Annotated in this window: 14 protein-coding genes and 1 pseudogene; 7 read left to right on the forward strand and 8 right to left on the reverse strand. The window is 72.0% G+C overall.

Features of this window, described 5'->3' with window-relative positions; translation table 11 throughout:
- The 5 genes from J1C73_RS26805 to J1C73_RS26825 all read left to right on the forward strand — a co-directional run.
- The coding region (locus tag J1C73_RS26805; RefSeq protein WP_242644754.1) for a hypothetical protein at positions 1-446 on the forward strand (446 nt) is incomplete at its 5' end.
- 82 nt (positions 447-528) lie between these two features.
- A complete protein-coding gene (locus tag J1C73_RS26810; protein ID WP_207318642.1) occupies positions 529-1,137 on the forward strand; it encodes a PadR family transcriptional regulator in 609 nt (202 codons plus the stop codon).
- 96 nt (positions 1,138-1,233) lie between these two features.
- Positions 1,234-2,001: an ABC transporter ATP-binding protein gene (locus J1C73_RS26815; protein ID WP_207318643.1), complete on the forward strand. Its 768-nt coding sequence runs from the start codon at positions 1,234-1,236 to the stop codon at positions 1,999-2,001.
- Positions 1,998-4,841, forward strand: a complete 2,844-nt coding sequence (locus J1C73_RS26820) for an FtsX-like permease family protein (protein ID WP_207318644.1) — start codon at positions 1,998-2,000, stop codon at positions 4,839-4,841. Before J1C73_RS26815 ends, J1C73_RS26820 begins: the two co-directional genes overlap by 4 nt.
- A 131-nt stretch (positions 4,842-4,972) precedes the next feature.
- Positions 4,973-5,521, forward strand: a complete 549-nt coding sequence (locus J1C73_RS26825) for a bacterial proteasome activator family protein (RefSeq protein ID WP_207318646.1) — start codon at positions 4,973-4,975, stop codon at positions 5,519-5,521.
- Between the two features lie 124 nt (positions 5,522-5,645).
- Here J1C73_RS26825 and J1C73_RS26830 read toward each other — a convergent pair whose 3' ends face one another.
- The 7 genes from J1C73_RS26830 to pdhA form a co-directional block, all read right to left on the reverse strand.
- Positions 5,646-6,635 (reverse strand): NAD(P)H-quinone oxidoreductase, encoded by a 990-nt coding sequence (locus J1C73_RS26830; RefSeq protein ID WP_207318647.1) that lies wholly within the window; start codon positions 6,633-6,635, stop codon positions 5,646-5,648.
- A gap of 84 nt (positions 6,636-6,719) precedes the next feature.
- A complete protein-coding gene (locus J1C73_RS26835; RefSeq protein WP_242644757.1) occupies positions 6,720-7,793 on the reverse strand; it encodes a potassium channel family protein in 1,074 nt (357 codons plus the stop codon).
- 20 nt (positions 7,794-7,813) lie between these two features.
- Positions 7,814-9,625, reverse strand: a complete 1,812-nt coding sequence (locus J1C73_RS26840) for a molybdopterin molybdotransferase MoeA (RefSeq protein ID WP_207318650.1) — start codon at positions 9,623-9,625, stop codon at positions 7,814-7,816.
- Positions 9,622-10,470: an NTP transferase domain-containing protein gene (locus J1C73_RS26845; protein WP_207318652.1), complete on the reverse strand. Its 849-nt coding sequence runs from the start codon at positions 10,468-10,470 to the stop codon at positions 9,622-9,624. The genes J1C73_RS26840 and J1C73_RS26845 overlap by 4 nt, the downstream gene beginning before the upstream one ends.
- 114 nt (positions 10,471-10,584) lie before the next feature.
- Positions 10,585-11,985 (reverse strand): dihydrolipoamide acetyltransferase family protein, encoded by a 1,401-nt coding sequence (locus tag J1C73_RS26850; protein ID WP_207318654.1) that lies wholly within the window; start codon positions 11,983-11,985, stop codon positions 10,585-10,587.
- Positions 11,985-13,016 (reverse strand): alpha-ketoacid dehydrogenase subunit beta, encoded by a 1,032-nt coding sequence (locus tag J1C73_RS26855; RefSeq protein WP_207318655.1) that lies wholly within the window; start codon positions 13,014-13,016, stop codon positions 11,985-11,987. The genes J1C73_RS26850 and J1C73_RS26855 overlap by 1 nt, the downstream gene beginning before the upstream one ends.
- Positions 13,013-14,176, reverse strand: coding sequence for a pyruvate dehydrogenase (acetyl-transferring) E1 component subunit alpha (pdhA, locus tag J1C73_RS26860; RefSeq protein ID WP_123460393.1), 1,164 nt, complete (start codon positions 14,174-14,176; stop codon positions 13,013-13,015). The genes J1C73_RS26855 and pdhA overlap by 4 nt, the downstream gene beginning before the upstream one ends.
- A 263-nt stretch (positions 14,177-14,439) precedes the next feature.
- Between pdhA and J1C73_RS26865 the strand changes: the two genes are divergently transcribed.
- The gene (locus J1C73_RS26865; RefSeq protein WP_207318658.1) at positions 14,440-14,946 is read left to right on the forward strand and encodes an Lrp/AsnC family transcriptional regulator; all 507 of its coding nucleotides are present in this window, start codon (positions 14,440-14,442) and stop codon (positions 14,944-14,946) included.
- 44 nt (positions 14,947-14,990) lie between these two features.
- On the opposite strand, the gene J1C73_RS26870 is transcribed toward J1C73_RS26865, so the two are convergent.
- Positions 14,991-15,584: a TetR/AcrR family transcriptional regulator gene (locus J1C73_RS26870; RefSeq protein ID WP_207318656.1), complete on the reverse strand. Its 594-nt coding sequence runs from the start codon at positions 15,582-15,584 to the stop codon at positions 14,991-14,993.
- Between the two features lie 123 nt (positions 15,585-15,707).
- On the opposite strand from J1C73_RS26870, the pseudogene J1C73_RS26875 reads away from it, so the two are divergent.
- Positions 15,708-16,219 (forward strand): annotated as a pseudogene (locus J1C73_RS26875) (phenylacetic acid degradation protein PaaN); the annotation flags it as partial.

The following is a 16,219-nucleotide window of genomic DNA, read 5'->3' on the forward strand; positions in this document are numbered from 1 at the left end:
GCGCGTCCGCGGGCCCCCCGGCCGCGCCCGCACCGCCCGCACCCCTGCCGTCCGCGCCCTCGGGCCCCCTGTCCGGCGCCTCCGGATCGCCCTCGCCGAGCGCCGGGTCACCGCGGCCGCAGGACGAGCAGTCGCCGTTGGCGGGGCGGCTCGCCGGGGAGGGGCGACAGCGCCCCGGACGGCAGCTGACACCCCAGGAGACCGCCCAGGCGGACGACGCCGCCGAATCGGCGGAGGAGGAGAAGGAGTCCGCCACGACGGACCCCGCCGCGGTACCGGCCGTCACCCCTGACCCGAGCACATCGCCCGAGACCGGCCGACGCTCGCGGCAGGCCCTCGGCGGAGCGGCCGTACGACAGGTCAAGGAGATGTCCCTCGGCGTGGGAATCTCCCTGGTCGGGCTGGGGCTCGGCTTCCTCGCGCTGCGCATGCGCCGCACCGGCTGATTGCCGCACGCGGACCGCCCCAGCCCCTTCGCACCAGGTCACGGACTTGCACCCATCGACATACTCGGTATACATACTCAGTATGTCGATCCGCCACGGGCTACTCGCCCTACTGGAACGGGGGCCGCGCTACGGCTCCCAGCTCCGCACCGAATTCGAGTCCCGCACCGGCTCCACCTGGCCGCTCAACGTCGGACAGGTGTACACGACACTCAGCCGGCTGGAGCGTGACGGCCTGATCGCCCAGGACGGCGAGGACGACCAGGGGCACTCCCTGTACTCGATCAGCGACGCCGGGCGAACCGAGCTGCGCAGCTGGTTCGAGACCCCCGTCGACCGCAGCAATCCGCCCCGCGACGAGCTGGCCATCAAGCTCGCCATGGCCGTCGGCGCACCCGGCGTGGACATCCGGGCCGTCATCCAGTCCCAGCGCCACCACACCGTGAAGGCGATGCAGGACTACACCCGCCTCAAGGCGCAGGCCCTCAGCGACGTGCCCGCCAACCGCGACGAGGTCGCCTGGCTGCTGGTACTGGAACAGCTGATCTTCCAGGCCGAGGCCGAGGCCCGCTGGCTGGACCACTGCGAGGCCCGGCTGGTCCGTCTCGCCGAGGCCGCCGCCACGGAGCCGGAGACCAGCACGCCCGCGCCCGGCCTCGCACGCACCGCACGGGCCCGCGCACGCCGCTGAGCCACGGCGGCCCCACACCGCTGAGCCACGGCCCCGGCGGCTCGTCCGGCCGCCGGACACCGACCACAGAACCGTTCCGAGGGGGAACAACCCGTCATGTCACTGCACGCCCCGTCCCCAGCCGCCCCGCCCCTGTCGGTGGATGCGCCGGTGCTCGAACTCCGTTCGCTCACCCGTACCCACGGCACCGGCATCGCCGAGGTGCACGCCCTGCGCGGCATCGACCTGTCGGTGCACGCCGGTGAGCTCGTCGCCGTGATGGGACCCTCCGGCTCCGGCAAGTCCACCCTGCTGACGATCGCCGGCGGCCTCGACACCGCGACCGCGGGCCAGGTCGTCATCGAGGGCCAGGACATCTCCGCGCTCGGCCGCAAGGGCGTGGCCGCGCTGCGCCGCCGCAGCGTCGGCTACGTCTTCCAGGACTACAACCTGATCCCCGCCCTGACCGCCGCCGAGAACATCGCCCTGCCGCGCGAGCTCGACGGCATCCCGGTGCGCAAGGCGCGCAAGGAGGCCCGTGCCGCGCTGGAGGAGATGAACCTCCTGGAGATCGGCGACCGCTTCCCGGACGAGATGTCCGGCGGCCAGCAGCAACGCGTCGCGATAGCCCGTGCGCTGGTGGGGGACCGGCGCCTGGTGCTCGCCGACGAGCCGACCGGGGCACTCGACTCCGAGACCGGCGAGGCCGTCCTCGCCCTGCTGCGCAACCGCTGCGACCAGGGCGCGGCCGGTGTGATGGTGACGCACGAACCGCGGTACGCCGCCTGGGCGGACCGGGTCGTCTTCCTGCGGGACGGCTCGATCGTCGACCAGACGCTGAGCGCCGGGGCGGACTCGCTGCTCGCCGCCGGGGGCTCCGAGTGAGCGTCTTCACGGGGTGGCGCGCCGCCCTCCGGATAGCCCGGCGCGACGCCCTGCGCGCCAAGGGCCGCAGCGCGCTGGTGGTCGCGATGATCGCCATCCCCGTGCTCGGCGTCACCGCACTCGACGTGACGTACCGCAGTGTGGAGCCCACCACTGCCGAGAAGCTGACGGCTGAGATGGGTTCGGCCGACGCGCTGTTCAGCGACCCCGGTTCCGGTCCGATGGATCAGTCGGTCACCGGGGACAACTACGGCAACGTCAGCGACACCCCGCCGTCCGAGGACGCCCCGCCACTCGACCTGCGGACGGCGTTCCCGCAGGGTGCGCGGGGCATCAGCAGCCAGTCCGTGCCCGCGAGCGTCACCACCGGGTACGGCATCGCGGACGTCGACATCCTCGAGTTCCGGACCTCGGACCGGATGGCGCGCGGCAAGCTCGACCTCGTCGACGGCTCGTTCCCGAAGGGCACCGGCGACATGGTCGCCACCGAGTCGTTCCTGAAGTCGGCCGGGCTGCACGTCGGTTCCCACATCACCGTGCGCGGGCCGGAGCAGAAGTACACCATCACCGGCGCGGTCGAACAGCCGGACAACCTGAAGGTCAAGGCGCTGTACGCCGATCCGGGCGCGGTCATCGCCCCCTGGAGGACCGTCGCCGCCCACGACAAGAAGGTGCTGCCGCCGAACGCCAGTCCTCTTACCTGGCTGGTGACGGCGAACAGCGGAAAGGGCGTCACCTGGCCCGACGTGATGGCGGCCAACAAGAAGGGCGCCCTCGTCGTCTCCCGCCAGGTCGTGCTCGACCCGCCGCCGGACTCCGAGGTCCCCCTCATCCGCACGCTGGGCCGCTCCCCCACGGTCGGCACCTCCGGTGAGCTGAGCGCGGCCCTCATCACGGTCGTCGCCATGGCGGTCCTGGAGATCGTGCTGCTCGCCGGACCGGCCTTCGCCGTCGGTGCGCGCCGCTCACGCCGTCAGCTCGGTCTCGTCGGCACGTGCGGCGGGGACCGGCGCCATGTACGGGCGGTGGTCCTCTCCGGAGGTCTGGTGCTCGGCGGCGCCGGAGCCGTCGTCGGGGTGGTGACCGGGCTGGTGCTGACCATGGTGTTCCGGCCGCTGATCGAGGACCAGGCCGGACACCGCTTCGGCTCGCTCGCCCTGCATCCGAAGGAACTGCTGGCCATCGCCGTGATCGGACTGGTCACCGGGCTGCTGGCGGCCTTCGCCCCGGCAATCGTGGCGAGCCGGCAGTCCGTGCTGGAGTCGCTCACCGGTCACCGCGGGGTCCGTCGCAGCTCCCGGGTCCTGCCGATCGTGGGCGCCTGCGCCCTGGCCCTCGGCATCGCGATCGCCGTCCTCGGCGGCACCACCGGCAGCTCCGGCAAGGTCGCCGCCGGCTCGGTGATCGCCGAACTCGGGCTCCTCGGCTGCATCCCGGTGATCGTCGGAATGCTCGGCCGGCTCGGCCGCGGGCTCCCGCTCTCGCCCCGGATGGCGCTGCGCGACGCGGCCCGCAACCGCGGCAGGACCGCCCCGGCGGTCGCGGCGGTGATGGCCGCGGTCGCGGGATCGGTGGCCATCGCCACGTACATGTCCAGCTCCACCGCCGAGTGGGACTACGAGTACACGCCGATGCTCAGCGAGAAGGCGGTCGTGCTCTCCACCATGGACGCCAAGGCCACCGAGCGACTCCCGCTGGCCCGGGCGGCGGTGGAGCGGAACATGTCGCCCACCGGCCGGCCCGCCGAGATCTCCCGCGTCTGGGCGGGCAGCGACTGCAACATCTACTACGAGGAGAACGGCTGCGGCTCGCTCGAACTGGTCAAGCCCACCGGCAAGGGGCACGACTGCCCCCTCAACTCCAAGGGCGCCAAGGCGCTCGCCGAGCGGCTGACCGCCGAGGAACACCGCAGCATGATGCACTCCCCCGCGTGCATGGACGAGCAATACAGCATGAACACGTTCGGCAGCGACGGAAGCAACATCGTCGTGGGTGACGCCACGCTGCTGAGGACCTATGTGAAGCTCGACGACCCGGCCGCCGCGAGGGCACTGGATGCGGGCGTCCCCGTGTTGCTCAACCAGGCGTTCGCGAAGGACGGCGAGGTCACGGTCAAGGCCGTCCACCGCTACAGCCCCAAGGACAAGAAGAACCGCGCCGACCACCCGGGACCGGCGAAGAGGACGACGGACCGGATGAAGGTGTACGTCGCGGCCGCGAAGTACGCCGAGACCCCCGGAATCCGCATGATCATGCCGGAGAAGACCGCACAGCGGATCGGCCTGCACACCGCGGTGTACGGCAGCGTGTACGCCGTCCCCCACCGGCCGTCGGACGCCGATACACAGCGGACCGAGGCCGCGATCGCCCAGGCGGGCGGCGGCGTCTATGTGCAGTCCGGCGACGGTTCGTCCGGCCGCGACAACATCATGCTGCTGGTGCTGACGCTGTTCGCCGGTGTGGTGACCCTGGGTGCGGCCGCGATCACGACCGGGCTGTCCAAGGCCGACGCCGAGGCCGACCTCACCACGCTCAGCGCGGTGGGCGCGCCCCCGGGGGTGCGGCGGACCCTTTCCGGGTTCCAGTGCCTGGTGGTGGCGCTCACCGGGGTGCTGCTCGGCACGGCCGCGGGGCTGGTGCCCGCGGTGGCGCTGCGCCTGATCGACCTGCGCAACGCGATGCGGGCGATGCGGCTGGACCCCATGGAATCCGCGTACACCCCGATCGTGCTGCCCTGGGCGACCATCGGGCTGCTGGCCGTGGTCGTCCCGCTGCTGGCCGGGGTGCTGGCAGCGGTGTTCACCCGCTCCCGGCTGGCGCTGTCACGGCGCGCCGGATGACTGGGCGGGAGGCCCCGACAGCGGGCTGACCGGCTGCTTCGGAGTTGTTCCGGTGCCCTCGGAAAAGGTGGATCACACGTTTCCGGGGGCACCACGGTGTTGTACGGCAGGTGTGCGAGACAATGGTCGACATGGAGATGCCGAGGAATGAACGGTCGCAGGAGCACCCCCAAGTCCTCGTGGTGGGACAGGACGGAATGGCGATCGGCGGCGGTGGCACTGACGACGAGTCGCGCGAGATCCCGGTGACGGAGATGGTCGAGCAGCCCGCGAAGGTCATGCGCATCGGCAGCATGATCAAGCAGCTCCTGGAGGAGGTCAGGGCGGCGCCCCTCGACGAGGCGAGCCGCGTGCGCCTCAAGGAGATCCACGCCAGCTCGGTCAAGGAGCTGGAGGACGGCCTCGCGCCGGAGCTGGTGGAGGAGCTGGAGCGGCTCTCGCTGCCGTTCAACGAGGAGTCGGTTCCCTCCGAGGCGGAACTCCGGATCGCGCAGGCCCAGTTGGTGGGCTGGCTGGAGGGCCTCTTCCACGGCATCCAGACGGCGCTGTTCGCCCAGCAGATGGCGGCCCGCGCACAGCTGGAGCAGATGCGCCGCGCCCTGCCCCCGGGCACTGGCCACGAGGAGGAGGAAGGCGGCGGCGACCCGCACGGGGCGATCCGCTCAGGCCCGTACCTGTAACCCCGCACGCGTACCCGTACCGATCGGTCATACCCGAAGGGCCCGGCACACGATCTTCGTGTGCCGGGCCCTTCGGGTAGGGGCGTTATGGAGCCGGTGATTCAGGAAGTGGGCCATGCTCGGCTCAGGCCGCTGCGGGCGACCGGAGCAGCACCTTGCCGATGTGCGTGCTGGACTCCATCACCCGGTGCGCTTCGGCCGCGTCCTGCATCGGCAGCGTACGGTCCACCACCGGCCGCACGACGCCGTCGGCGATGAGCGGCCAGACGTGCTCGCGTACGGCCGCGACGATCGCGGACTTCTCGGCGAGCGGACGCCCGCGCAGCGAGGTCGCGGTGACCGCGGCCCGCTTGCTCAGCAGGGCGCCCAGGTTGAGTTCGCCCTTGGCCCCACCCTGGAGACCGATGATCGCGAGCCGGCCGTTGACGGCGAGCGCCTGCACGTTCCGGTCCAGGTACTTAGCACCGATGATGTCGAGGATGACGTCGGCACCCGCCCCGTCCGTCGCCTTGCCGAGCTCCTCGACGAAGTCCTGTTCCCGGTAGTCGATCAGGATGTCGGCACCGAGCTCGGCGCAGCGCGCCAGCTTCCCGGGCCCGCCCGCGGTCACCGCGACCCGGGCGCCGACCGCCTTGGCGAGCTGGATCGCCATCGTGCCGATGCCGCTGGACCCGCCGTGCACCAGCAGTGTCTCGGTGGGCCGCAGATGGGCCACCATGAACACGTTGGACCAGACGGTCGCGGTCACTTCGGGCAGCGCCGCGGCGAGGACGAGGTCCAGTCCGGCCGGTACGGGGAGCAGTTGCCCGGCGGGGACGGCGACCTTCTCCGCGTAACCGCCGCCGGCCAGCAGCGCACACACCTCGTCGCCGACCGACCAGCCGGTGACGCCGGGACCGATGGCGGAGATCCGGCCCGCGCACTCCAGACCCGGGTAGGGGGAGGCGCCGGGCGGCGGGTTGTAGAACCCCTGCCGCTGGAGCACATCCGCACGGTTGACCGCGCTGGAGACGACGTCGACGAGGACCTCGCCCTCACCGGGTACGGGATCGGGCACCTCGGCCCACACGAGCGCCTCGGGGCCACCGGGTTCGGGGATCGTGATCGCATGCATGGCCGCGAGGCTACTCCGTACCGTGCCGACGACCGCCGCGAGGCGCGGCCGGACGGGTCTGCGGGGCGGCCGGCCGGGTTCGGGTCAGGGGCGCGGGGCCGTCGGCGGGGTGTGGTTGATGGGCGGTTCGTTCGTGACCCGCACGATGGTGATCAGCCGGTCCGTCAGCTGGAGGGGGCTGGCCACCGGATCGTCGTAACCGAGCAGCCGGTGACCGCGCAGAACGCTGACCACGAGATCGTCGGTCTCCCGGACGTTCTTGCCCACCTCGGCCTTTATCACCGGCCGTTCGACCAGATCGAGCCCGCTGCCCTGCTGGATCAGGTCCTCCATCACCGTGCCCGCGCTGGGGCTGAGCACGGAGAGGCCGAGCAGCCGGCCGGCCGCGCTGGCACTGGTGATCACGGCATCGGCACCGGACTGCCGCAGCAGCGGGGCGTTCTCCTCCTCGCGCACCGCGGCGACGATCTTCGCACTGCGGTTGAGCTGGCGCGCGGTCAGCGCGACCAGTACCGCCGTGTCGTCGCGCTGGGTGGCGATGATGATCTGACGCGCCTTCTGCAGCTCGGCCCGCAGCAGCACATCACTGCGCGTCGCATCACCGAGCACTCCGGTGTACCCCTCGGCGTTGGCGATCTCTATCACCTTGGACGCCGGGTCGACGATGACGATCTGATCTTTCTTCAGGCCGGTGGCACAGAGGGTCTGGATGGCCGAACGGCCCTTCGTGCCGAAGCCGACGACAACGGTGTGGTCACGCAAGTTGGTTCTCCAACGCTTCAGCCGGAAGTCCTCGCGGGTCCGCTCCGTGAGGACCTCAAGGGTGGTGCCGACCAGGATGATGAGGAAGAGCACGCGCAGCGGTGTCACGAGCACCACATTGGTGAGCCGGGCGCCGTCGCTGTACGGGGTGATGTCGCCGTACCCGGTGGTCGAGAGGGTGACCGTCGCGTAGTAGACCGCGTCCAGGAGGTCGACCTTGTCGTCGGCCGCGTCATGGTAGCCGCCGCGGTCGGCCCAGACGATGAGCACCGTGGCGGCCAGCACCATCAGGGCCATCATCAGCCGCTTGGCGACCTGTCGTGCCGGTCCGTCGACGACCCGGCGCGGGAGCATCACCCGGGTGGGTACGACATGCTCATCGGCGCGCCTGGCCATCGCGTCATGGCCGGGAAGTTTCACGTGAAACACCCTTCAGTCCACGGCGTCGCCGGGGCCCACGGTAGATCGAGGATCTCCACCTCGGTGCCGGACCGTACCCCGCCCGGCTCCACGACGGCCAGCCCGTCCGCGGCAGCGATCCCGCGCAGCATGGCTGGACCGTTGTAATGCAGGGGTACGACGTGATCGATTCCGGCGCCGGTTCCGGTTCCGGCGCGGGTTCCGGTTCCGGTTCCGGTTCCGGTTCCGGCGCGGGTTCCGGTTCCGGCACGGTGGGTGAACTCGCGGGTGCCTTCGGTGCGATGGACCACGGGGACCAGCCGGGTGTCGTGCGGGTGGCCGTGCACCGCGTCACGGACCGCGACGCGGTAGGGGTCCTGCGAAGTCCGGCCCGCCAGCCCGCTGAGCAGTGGCTCGGCAAGCGTGAGCAGCCCGGACACGGCGGCCAGGGGGTTGCCGGGCAGCCCGACGAGATACGGCCCTCCGGCACGGAGCCGGGCCAGCAGCATGGGGTGACCGGGGCGGACGGCGACACCGTCGACGAGCAGCTCGGCCCCCAGATCGGCGAGCACGGGGTGCACATGGTCGACCGGTCCCGCAGCAGTGCCGCCGGTGGTGACGACCAGATCCGCGTCGGAGGCGACGAGCGCCTTCCGGAGGGCTTCCGCGTCGTCTCCGAGGCGGCGGGGCGCGGAGACCTCGGCACCCAGCGCGCGCAGCCAGGGGCCGATCATCGGGCCGAGTGCGTCACGGATCAGCCCGTCGTGCGGCAGCCCGGCCGTCAGCAGTTCGTCGCCCAGGACCAGGACGTCGACGCGCGGCCGGGGGCGGGTGAGCAGTTCGTCGTACCCGGCGGCAGCGGCCAGCCCGAGAACGGCGGGCGTCACCAGCGTTCCGGCGGGGAGGAGTTGCTCTCCGGAGCGGCACTCCTGTCCGCGCGGCCTGATGTCCTGCCCGGGATTCACCTGTCGCTGCGCGTGCAACAGTCCCTTCGCACCGTCGGCGTGAGCGTGCTCGCTCCGGATGACGGCGGTGGCGTCCGCCGGGATACGGGCTCCGGTGGCAATGCGCACGGCGTCACCGTCGGGGAGCGGGGCGGGGGCGGCGTGGCCCGCGAGGACGCCCTCGTTCTCCCGGATGTGCCATGGCCCCGGGCCCGCGACGGCCCAGCCGTCCATGGCGGAGGTGTCGAAGGACGGGAGATCGGTGAGCGCGGCGAGCGGCTCGGCCAGCACGTGTCCGAGCGCGTGGTCGAGGGGGAGGCGTCCGGTGCGGGGAGGGACCCCGCGCCCGGCGCGGGCCGCGACAGCACGCGCCTCGCCCCATGCGGTGGCGTGGGTACGCCGCCGGGCCTGCGCGGCGGGACGGCGTTCGCCCTCGGTGGCACGGCCGGAGGCCCGGTCGGCGTTTCGCGGGGAGCCGGTGGAGCCGGTGGGACTGGCAAGGTCTCCGGGGCCCCTGGGGTCGGGCTGCGGCGGGTCCGCCGGCGACGTCCGGTCCGGCGACCGGTCGGGGCCGGGACCGGGGCCGAAGCCGTTAACAGGTTCGGGTCCAGTACCCGGGCCGCGGTACGGCTGTCGGCCGACCAGCGCAAGGGCCTGCGCGACGGCCCGCTCCTCGTCGGCCTCGGCCTCGGCCTTCGCCGCGCGTCGCGCTTCGGCGTCGGCGGAGTCGGCGGAGTCGGCGGAGTCGGCGGAGTCCAAGGACTCAACGGACTCGGCGGCGCCCTCCGCGTCAGCCAGGTCCTTCGCCCCGGCCGGGCCCTTCCCCTCGGCCGGGCTCTGCGCGGCAGCCGGGGGCCGCCCGGTACTGCCGCTGCGACCCGTCATGGCGTCCCGGTCTCGTCCGCCCAGCGGAGAGCGAGCGCGGCGGCCTTACGGGCGGCCTCTGCCACTGCCTCGGGCCCGCCCCCGTCGCTGCTCGCCTTTGCCGCCGCGTACCCGACCAGGAAGGTCGTCAGGGGTGCGGCGGGCCTGGCGACACCGTGGGCGGCGTCACGGGCGAGGTCGAGCAGGACGGCGGTGTCGACGTCGATTTCGATGGCCAGTTCGTTCTTGACTGCGGTGATCCATTCGTCCAGCACCGTCCCATGTTCTCTGATCCGGGCCCGGGCCGAAGCGATGTCCTCCCAGGTGTCGCAGTCGAACGAGGCGAGCGGGTCCGCAGCCACCCGGGAAAGCCGCAGCTCGTGCGTCAGCAACCGCAGGGGCAGTCCGGCGAGTCCACCGTGCTCCGCGGCGAGCAGTGCCAGTTCGCGGCGCAACGGCTCCGCCCGGTAGACGGCCACCAGCGGCTGGTCACGGCCGTCCTGATCGGTGCAGACAGCGCCTTCCAGGCCGTCCCGGCCGACGGCTGCCAGCAGGGACCCGACCGTGTCCGCCCCCAGGAACGGCAGATCGGCGGAGAGCACCAGAAGGCGCTCCGCCGCCGTGTGCCGCACCCCGGCACCGAGCGCGGCCAACGGACCGCCGCCCTGCGGCTCTTCGCGCGCCCACGTCACGGGGCGCACCGTGGGCCGTCTGCCCCCCACCACCACCGTGGTCCCGGCGTCGCCACAGGCCGCGAGCACCCGGTCGAGCAGCGCACGGCCACCGATCCGGAGCCCCGGCTTGTCGGCACCGCCGAGCCGCCTCGCGGCACCTCCGGCGAGAACGATGGCGTCATACGCGGTCATGCCCCGAGTATGCGGGCCGCCCGGCCCGGTGGGTCCTCCCCGTCCGCGATCCCGTGGATCAACGCGGAACGGAACAGGGAGAACCGGGAGAGGCGGGAATGCCGGCGGCGGTGCCTACAGTGCCCGCAGGAGCACCGCCGGCTGTTCCACGCAGTCGGCCACGTAGCGCAGGAAGCCTCCCGCCGTGCCGCCGTCGCAGACCCGGTGGTCGAAGGTCAGCGAGAGCTGGACGACCCGCCGCACGGCCAGCTCGCCCTCGTGCACCCACGGCTTGGGGACGATACGGCCGACACCGAGCATCGCCGCCTCGGGGTGGTTGATGATCGGGGTCGAGCCGTCCACCCCGAACACCCCGTAGTTGTTGAGCGTGAACGTGCCACCGGTCAGCTCAGCCGGCTTCAGCGTTCCCGTCCTGGCGGCCTCCGTGAGCCGGGTGATCTCGGCCCCGATCGACTCCGTGCTGCGCGCCTGCGCATCCCGTACGACCGGGACGACCAGCCCCCGCTCGGTCTGGGCCGCGAACCCGAGGTGGACAGCGGACAGCCGCACGATCTCCCGTGCTTCCTGGTCCACCGTGGAGTTGAGTTCGGGGTACCGGGCCAGAGCGGCTGCGCAGATACGGGCGAGCAGGGCGAGCACCGACACCTTGGGCCCGGCACCGGGACCAACGGCGGCGTTCATCGCCGCCCTCGCCGCCATCAGCTCGGTGGCATCCGCGTCCACCCAGCAGGTGGCGTCGGGGATCTCGCGCCGGCTGCGCGCCAGCTTGTCGGCGACCGCACCCCGTACCCCGCGCAGCGGAACCCGTTCACCGCCTGGACGTGCCGATGCCTGGTCGGTCACCGCGGCCTCCTGCGGGGTCGCGGTGACCGACCGGATCGCGGACTCCACGTCGGCCCGCAGGATCAGCCCGTCGGGCCCTGAGCCCGAGAGCTGGCGCAGATCGAGGTCGTGCTGCCGCGCGAGCTTGCGCACCAGCGGGGAGACGACGGCGACCGGCCCCCGTGCCCCGTCCGGAACGGCGGCGGAAGCCACGACCGCAGCGGGCACCGGAGCAACGGAAGCAACCGGAACAGCCTGAGCCGCAGAAGTGGCGGGGGCGACAGGGGCGGCGGCGGGCGCCGAGAGTCCCTCCGGCCGTACCCGCTTGCGGCGCACCGGCGGCGCCCCGGTTCCGTACCCCACCAGCACATTGCCGGACCCGGACGGTTCCGCCCCGGCGGCCCCCGTACCGGACCCGGATTCCGCCGTACTCCCCGACGGCTCCACGGATCCGACCGCGACCGTCAGCAATGGTGCCCCGACCGGCAGTTCCGTACCCTCCTCGCCGAACCGCGCGGTCACCACGCCCCCGTACGGGCACGGCACCTCCACCATCGCCTTGGCCGTCTCGACCTCGACGACCGGCTGATCGATGGCGACGACATCGCCGACCTCCACCAGCCAGCGCACGATCTCGGCCTCGGTCAGTCCCTCACCGAGATCCGGAAGCTTGAATTCGAGTACCTGCGGCATCAGTGCTCCGCCTCCCACTGCAGTCGCGCGACGGCGTCGAGCACCCGGTCCACGCCCGGCAGGTGGTGTCGCTCCTGCATCGGCGGCGGATACGGGATGTCGAAACCGGCGACGCGCAGCACCGGCGCCTCCAGGTGGTGGAAGCAGCGCTCGGTGATCCGGGCCGCGATCTCGCCGCCCGGACCGCCGAAGCCGGTGGACTCGTGGACGACGACCGCACGGCCGGTGCGCCGCACGGAGGCGGCCACCGTCTCGTCGTCGAACGGCACCAGCGAGCGCAGATCGACGACTTCGAGGTCCCAGCCCTCCTCGACCGCGGCCTGCGCGGCCTCCATGCAGACGGGCAGGGACGGCCCGTACGTGATCAGGGTCGCGCTGCGTCCGGGCCGGCGCACGACGGCCCGCCCGATGGGCTCCACGGCGGCGGGCGCCTGCGGCGACCAGTCCGCCTTCGACCAGTAGAGCCGCTTGGGCTCCAGGAAGACCACCGGATCGTCGGAGGCGATCGAGGCCCTCAGCAGCCCGTAGGCGTCATCGACGGTGGCGGGCGTGACGACGTGGAGACCAGGAGTCGCCATGTAGTACGCCTCCGAGGAGTCGCTGTGGTGCTCGACGCCGCCGATTCCGCCGCCGTACGGCACCCGGACCGTGATCGGCAGCGGCATGGCGCCCGCGGTCCGGTTCCGCATCTTGGCGACATGGCTGATGAGCTGCTCGAACGCCGGAAAGGCGAAGGCGTCGAACTGCATCTCGACGACGGGCCGCAGCCCGTACATCGCCATGCCGACGGCCGCCCCGAGGATGCCGGCCTCGGCCAGCGGGGTGTCCGTGCAACGGTCCTCGCCGAACTCCTTCGCCAGGCCGTCGGTGATCCGGAAGACGCCGCCGAGCGTCCCGACGTCCTCCCCGAGGACGTGCACGGAGGGGTCCTGCGCCATCGAGTCGCGCAGCGCACGCCCGAGGGCCTGCGCCATGGTGGCGGGTTTGGCCTTCGCCGTCCGCTCTCCGGCCGTGGCCGCTGCGGTGGTCATCGCCCTGCTCCCCCGTCGTCCGTGCCGTGCTGCTCGTTCTCCGCGTCCAGCTCGACGCGCAGGCGGGCCGCCTGCTCACGCAGCTGGGTGGTCTGCTCCGCGTACACATGGGTGAAGAGATCCATCGGGTCGAGCACCGGATCCGCGTTCATCCGCTCGCGCAGTCCGGCCGCCATCCGCTCGGCGGCCGTGCGTGCCTCCTCGATGCCGTCGGCTCCGAGCAGCCCGCGCCCGGTCAGCTCCCGCTCCATGAGCTGGACCGGATCGTGCGCCCGCCACGCCTCGACCTCGCTGTCGCCGCGGTAGCGGGTCGCGTCATCGGCGTTCGTATGCGCGTCCATGCGGTAGGTGATGGCCTCCACGAGCGTCGGGCCGCCGCCGCTCCTGGCCCGCTCGACCGCCTCGGAGAGGACCTGGTGCACCGCCGCCGCGTCGTTGCCGTCGACCAGCCGGCCCGGCATCCCGTACCCCACGGCCTTGTGCGCCAGGGAGGGTGCCGCGGTCTGCTTGGCCAGCGGTACGGAGATGGCGAAGCCGTTGTTCTGCACAAGGAAGACGACCGGGGCCTTCCAGACGGCCGCGAAATTGAGCGCCTCGTGGAAATCGCCCTCGCTGGTGCCGCCGTCGCCGACCATGGCGAGCGCGACCACGTCATCCCCCTTGAGCCGCGCCGCGTGCGCCAGGCCCACGGCATGGGGCAGCTGGGTGGCGAGGGGGGTGCAGAGCGGGGCGATGCGGTGCTCGCGCGGGTCGTAGCCGGTGTGCCGGTCGCCCCGCAGCAGGGTCAGCGCCTCGACCGGGTCCAGCCCCCGCGCCACGGCCGCGAGCGTGTCGCGGTAGCTGGGGAAGAGCCAGTCCCGCTCCTCCAGCACCAGGGCGGCCGCGATCTCGCAGGCCTCCTGCCCCGTGCTCGACGGATAGACGGCGAGCCGGCCCTGCTTGGTGAGGGCGGTCGCCTGGGTGTTGTAGCGCCGGCCGCGCACCAGCTCGGCGTAGAGCCGCAGCAGCAGCTCCGGGTCTGCGTCGGCCGCGGCGTCCGTACCGAGCACGCGGTACGGCTCGGGGTCCGGGAGCAGCGGCGCCGGGTCGGTGAGCGGCTTCCACGCCGGGGGCGGCGTGGGCCGGTAGGCGGCCGCGCCGGGCAGCTCTTGGACCGTCATGACAAGCACCTCCTGGCATCGAGGGGTATCGAGCGGCAACTGTCGACGTCGGGGGTGCCCCGACATCGAGGGGTGTCGAAATATGTCGAAATATCAATGACTGCGTGAGGCACGCATGTGGTGCGCCTCACCTACCGATTGTTCGGTCGCGAGCGCATTTTGGCTACAGGCACCGTCAGCCTGTGGACAAACGGTTCTCCACAGCCTGGGATGGGGACAGCTCGTCCAGGACAGGGAGGCGCGGGAACATGGCAGCTGAACAAATGGCCGACGGGGGCGAGGACCCCGGCCGGATTCCTCCGGCACGCCCGCTCGACGCCATCGACCGCGCCATCCTCCGGTTGCTCCAGACGGACGGCCGCGCCTCGATACGGTCGGTGGCCGATCGCGTCCATGTGTCGCGCGCCAACGCCTACGCCCGGATCAACCGGCTCATCGACGACGGGGTGATCCGGGGCTTCAGCGCGCGGGTGAACCATGAACGGGCGGGGCAGGGGGCCTCCGCCTACATCACGCTCAAGATCGTCCAGAATTCCTGGCGCACCGTTCGGGAGCAGCTCCAGGCGCTGCCGGGAGCCACGCACATCGCACTGGTCAGCGGCGATTTCGATGTCCTGCTGCTGGTGCACACACGGGACAACCGGTCACTGCGCGAGCTGGTGCTGACCAGGATCCAGTCCATCCCGGAGGTGCTCTCCACCCGCACCCTGCTGGTGTTCGAGGAGACGGACCTGGCCCCGGGCCCCGACCGCCCCACGGAGCTCACCTGAGGCGAGACAGGACGAAGCCGTGGGCCCAGCGGCTCAGCGACGACTCAGCGGCTGGACTTCATGCCGTCGAAGGCCAGCTGTACGACGGTGTCCGCGAGCTGGTCCCGCTCCGCGCCGCCGTCCGGCAACGGCCGGTACCACTCCACCAGGGAGTTGACCATGCCGAAAAGCAGCCGGGTCGCCAGGCGTATGTCCACGTCGGAGCGGAGGTCGCCGTCCGCGACCGCGGCCTTGAGCAGATCGCCCACCCGCTGGTCGAACTCGCGCCGCCGCTCCAGCGCCCAGCGCTCGGTCTTCGTGTTGCCCCGCACCCGCAGCAGCAGCGTGACGTAGGGCAGTTCGGCTATCAGCACCTCGACGGTGCGACGGGTGACGTACTCGACCCGTCCGATCGCGCGACCGCGCGTCGCACCCGCTTCGTCGAGGATTCCGAAGAGCCCGTCCAGCGCCCGGCTGACCGCTCGCCGCAGCAGTTCTTCCTTGCCGGCCACATGGTGGTAGATGGACGACTTGGAGATCCCCGCCGCCTTCGAGAGGTGCTCCATGGACGTGCCGTCGTAACCGCGCTCGTTGAAGACACGGACAGCGACGGTGAGCAGAGTCTCCGGGGTGTACGTGTCCCGCTTGGCCGTGGTCATGCCAGCGATCCTCCCCTACGAGTTGTCCACAGGTTTCGTGGGGCCCCTTGTCCCGACCGATCGTTCGGTTACTCTAACTCTGTCCGCCCGTCCCTGCCCAGCTCGATGAGGAGTTGGTCCGTCATGGCCGCCGAGCTCTCCCCGCACCAGCTGACCGAGAAGCACCGCCCCACGCTCGACCGGGCCCTCGACGCGATCCGCTCGCGTGCCTACTGGTCCCCGCACCCCGAGCACCCGAAGGCGTACGGCGAGGGCGGCTCCCCCGGCAGCCTGGGCGCCGCCGAGGGCAAGGCCGCCTTCGACGCCGTGCTGAACACCCGGATCGACCTCGGCCAGCCGGGCACCGACGGGTGGACGGGCGGGGAGCTCTCCCCGTACGGACCGGAGCTCGGCGTCGAGTACCCGCACGCCGATCCGGATGTCCTGATTCCGGCGATGCGCGCGGGGATGCCGGCCTGGCGCGAGGCGGGGCCCGAGACCAGGGCCCTGGTCTGCCTGGAGATCCTGGCCCGGATCAGCGCCCGCACCCATGAGTTCGGCCACGCGGTGATGCACACCAGCGGACAGGCCTTCATGATGGCGTTCCAGGCCGGTGGCCCGCACGCCCAGGACCGCGGCCTGGAGGCGGTGGCGTA

The organism is Streptomyces laculatispora, assembly GCF_017353455.1.
GTDB lineage: Bacteria > Actinomycetota > Actinomycetes > Streptomycetales > Streptomycetaceae > Streptomyces > Streptomyces laculatispora.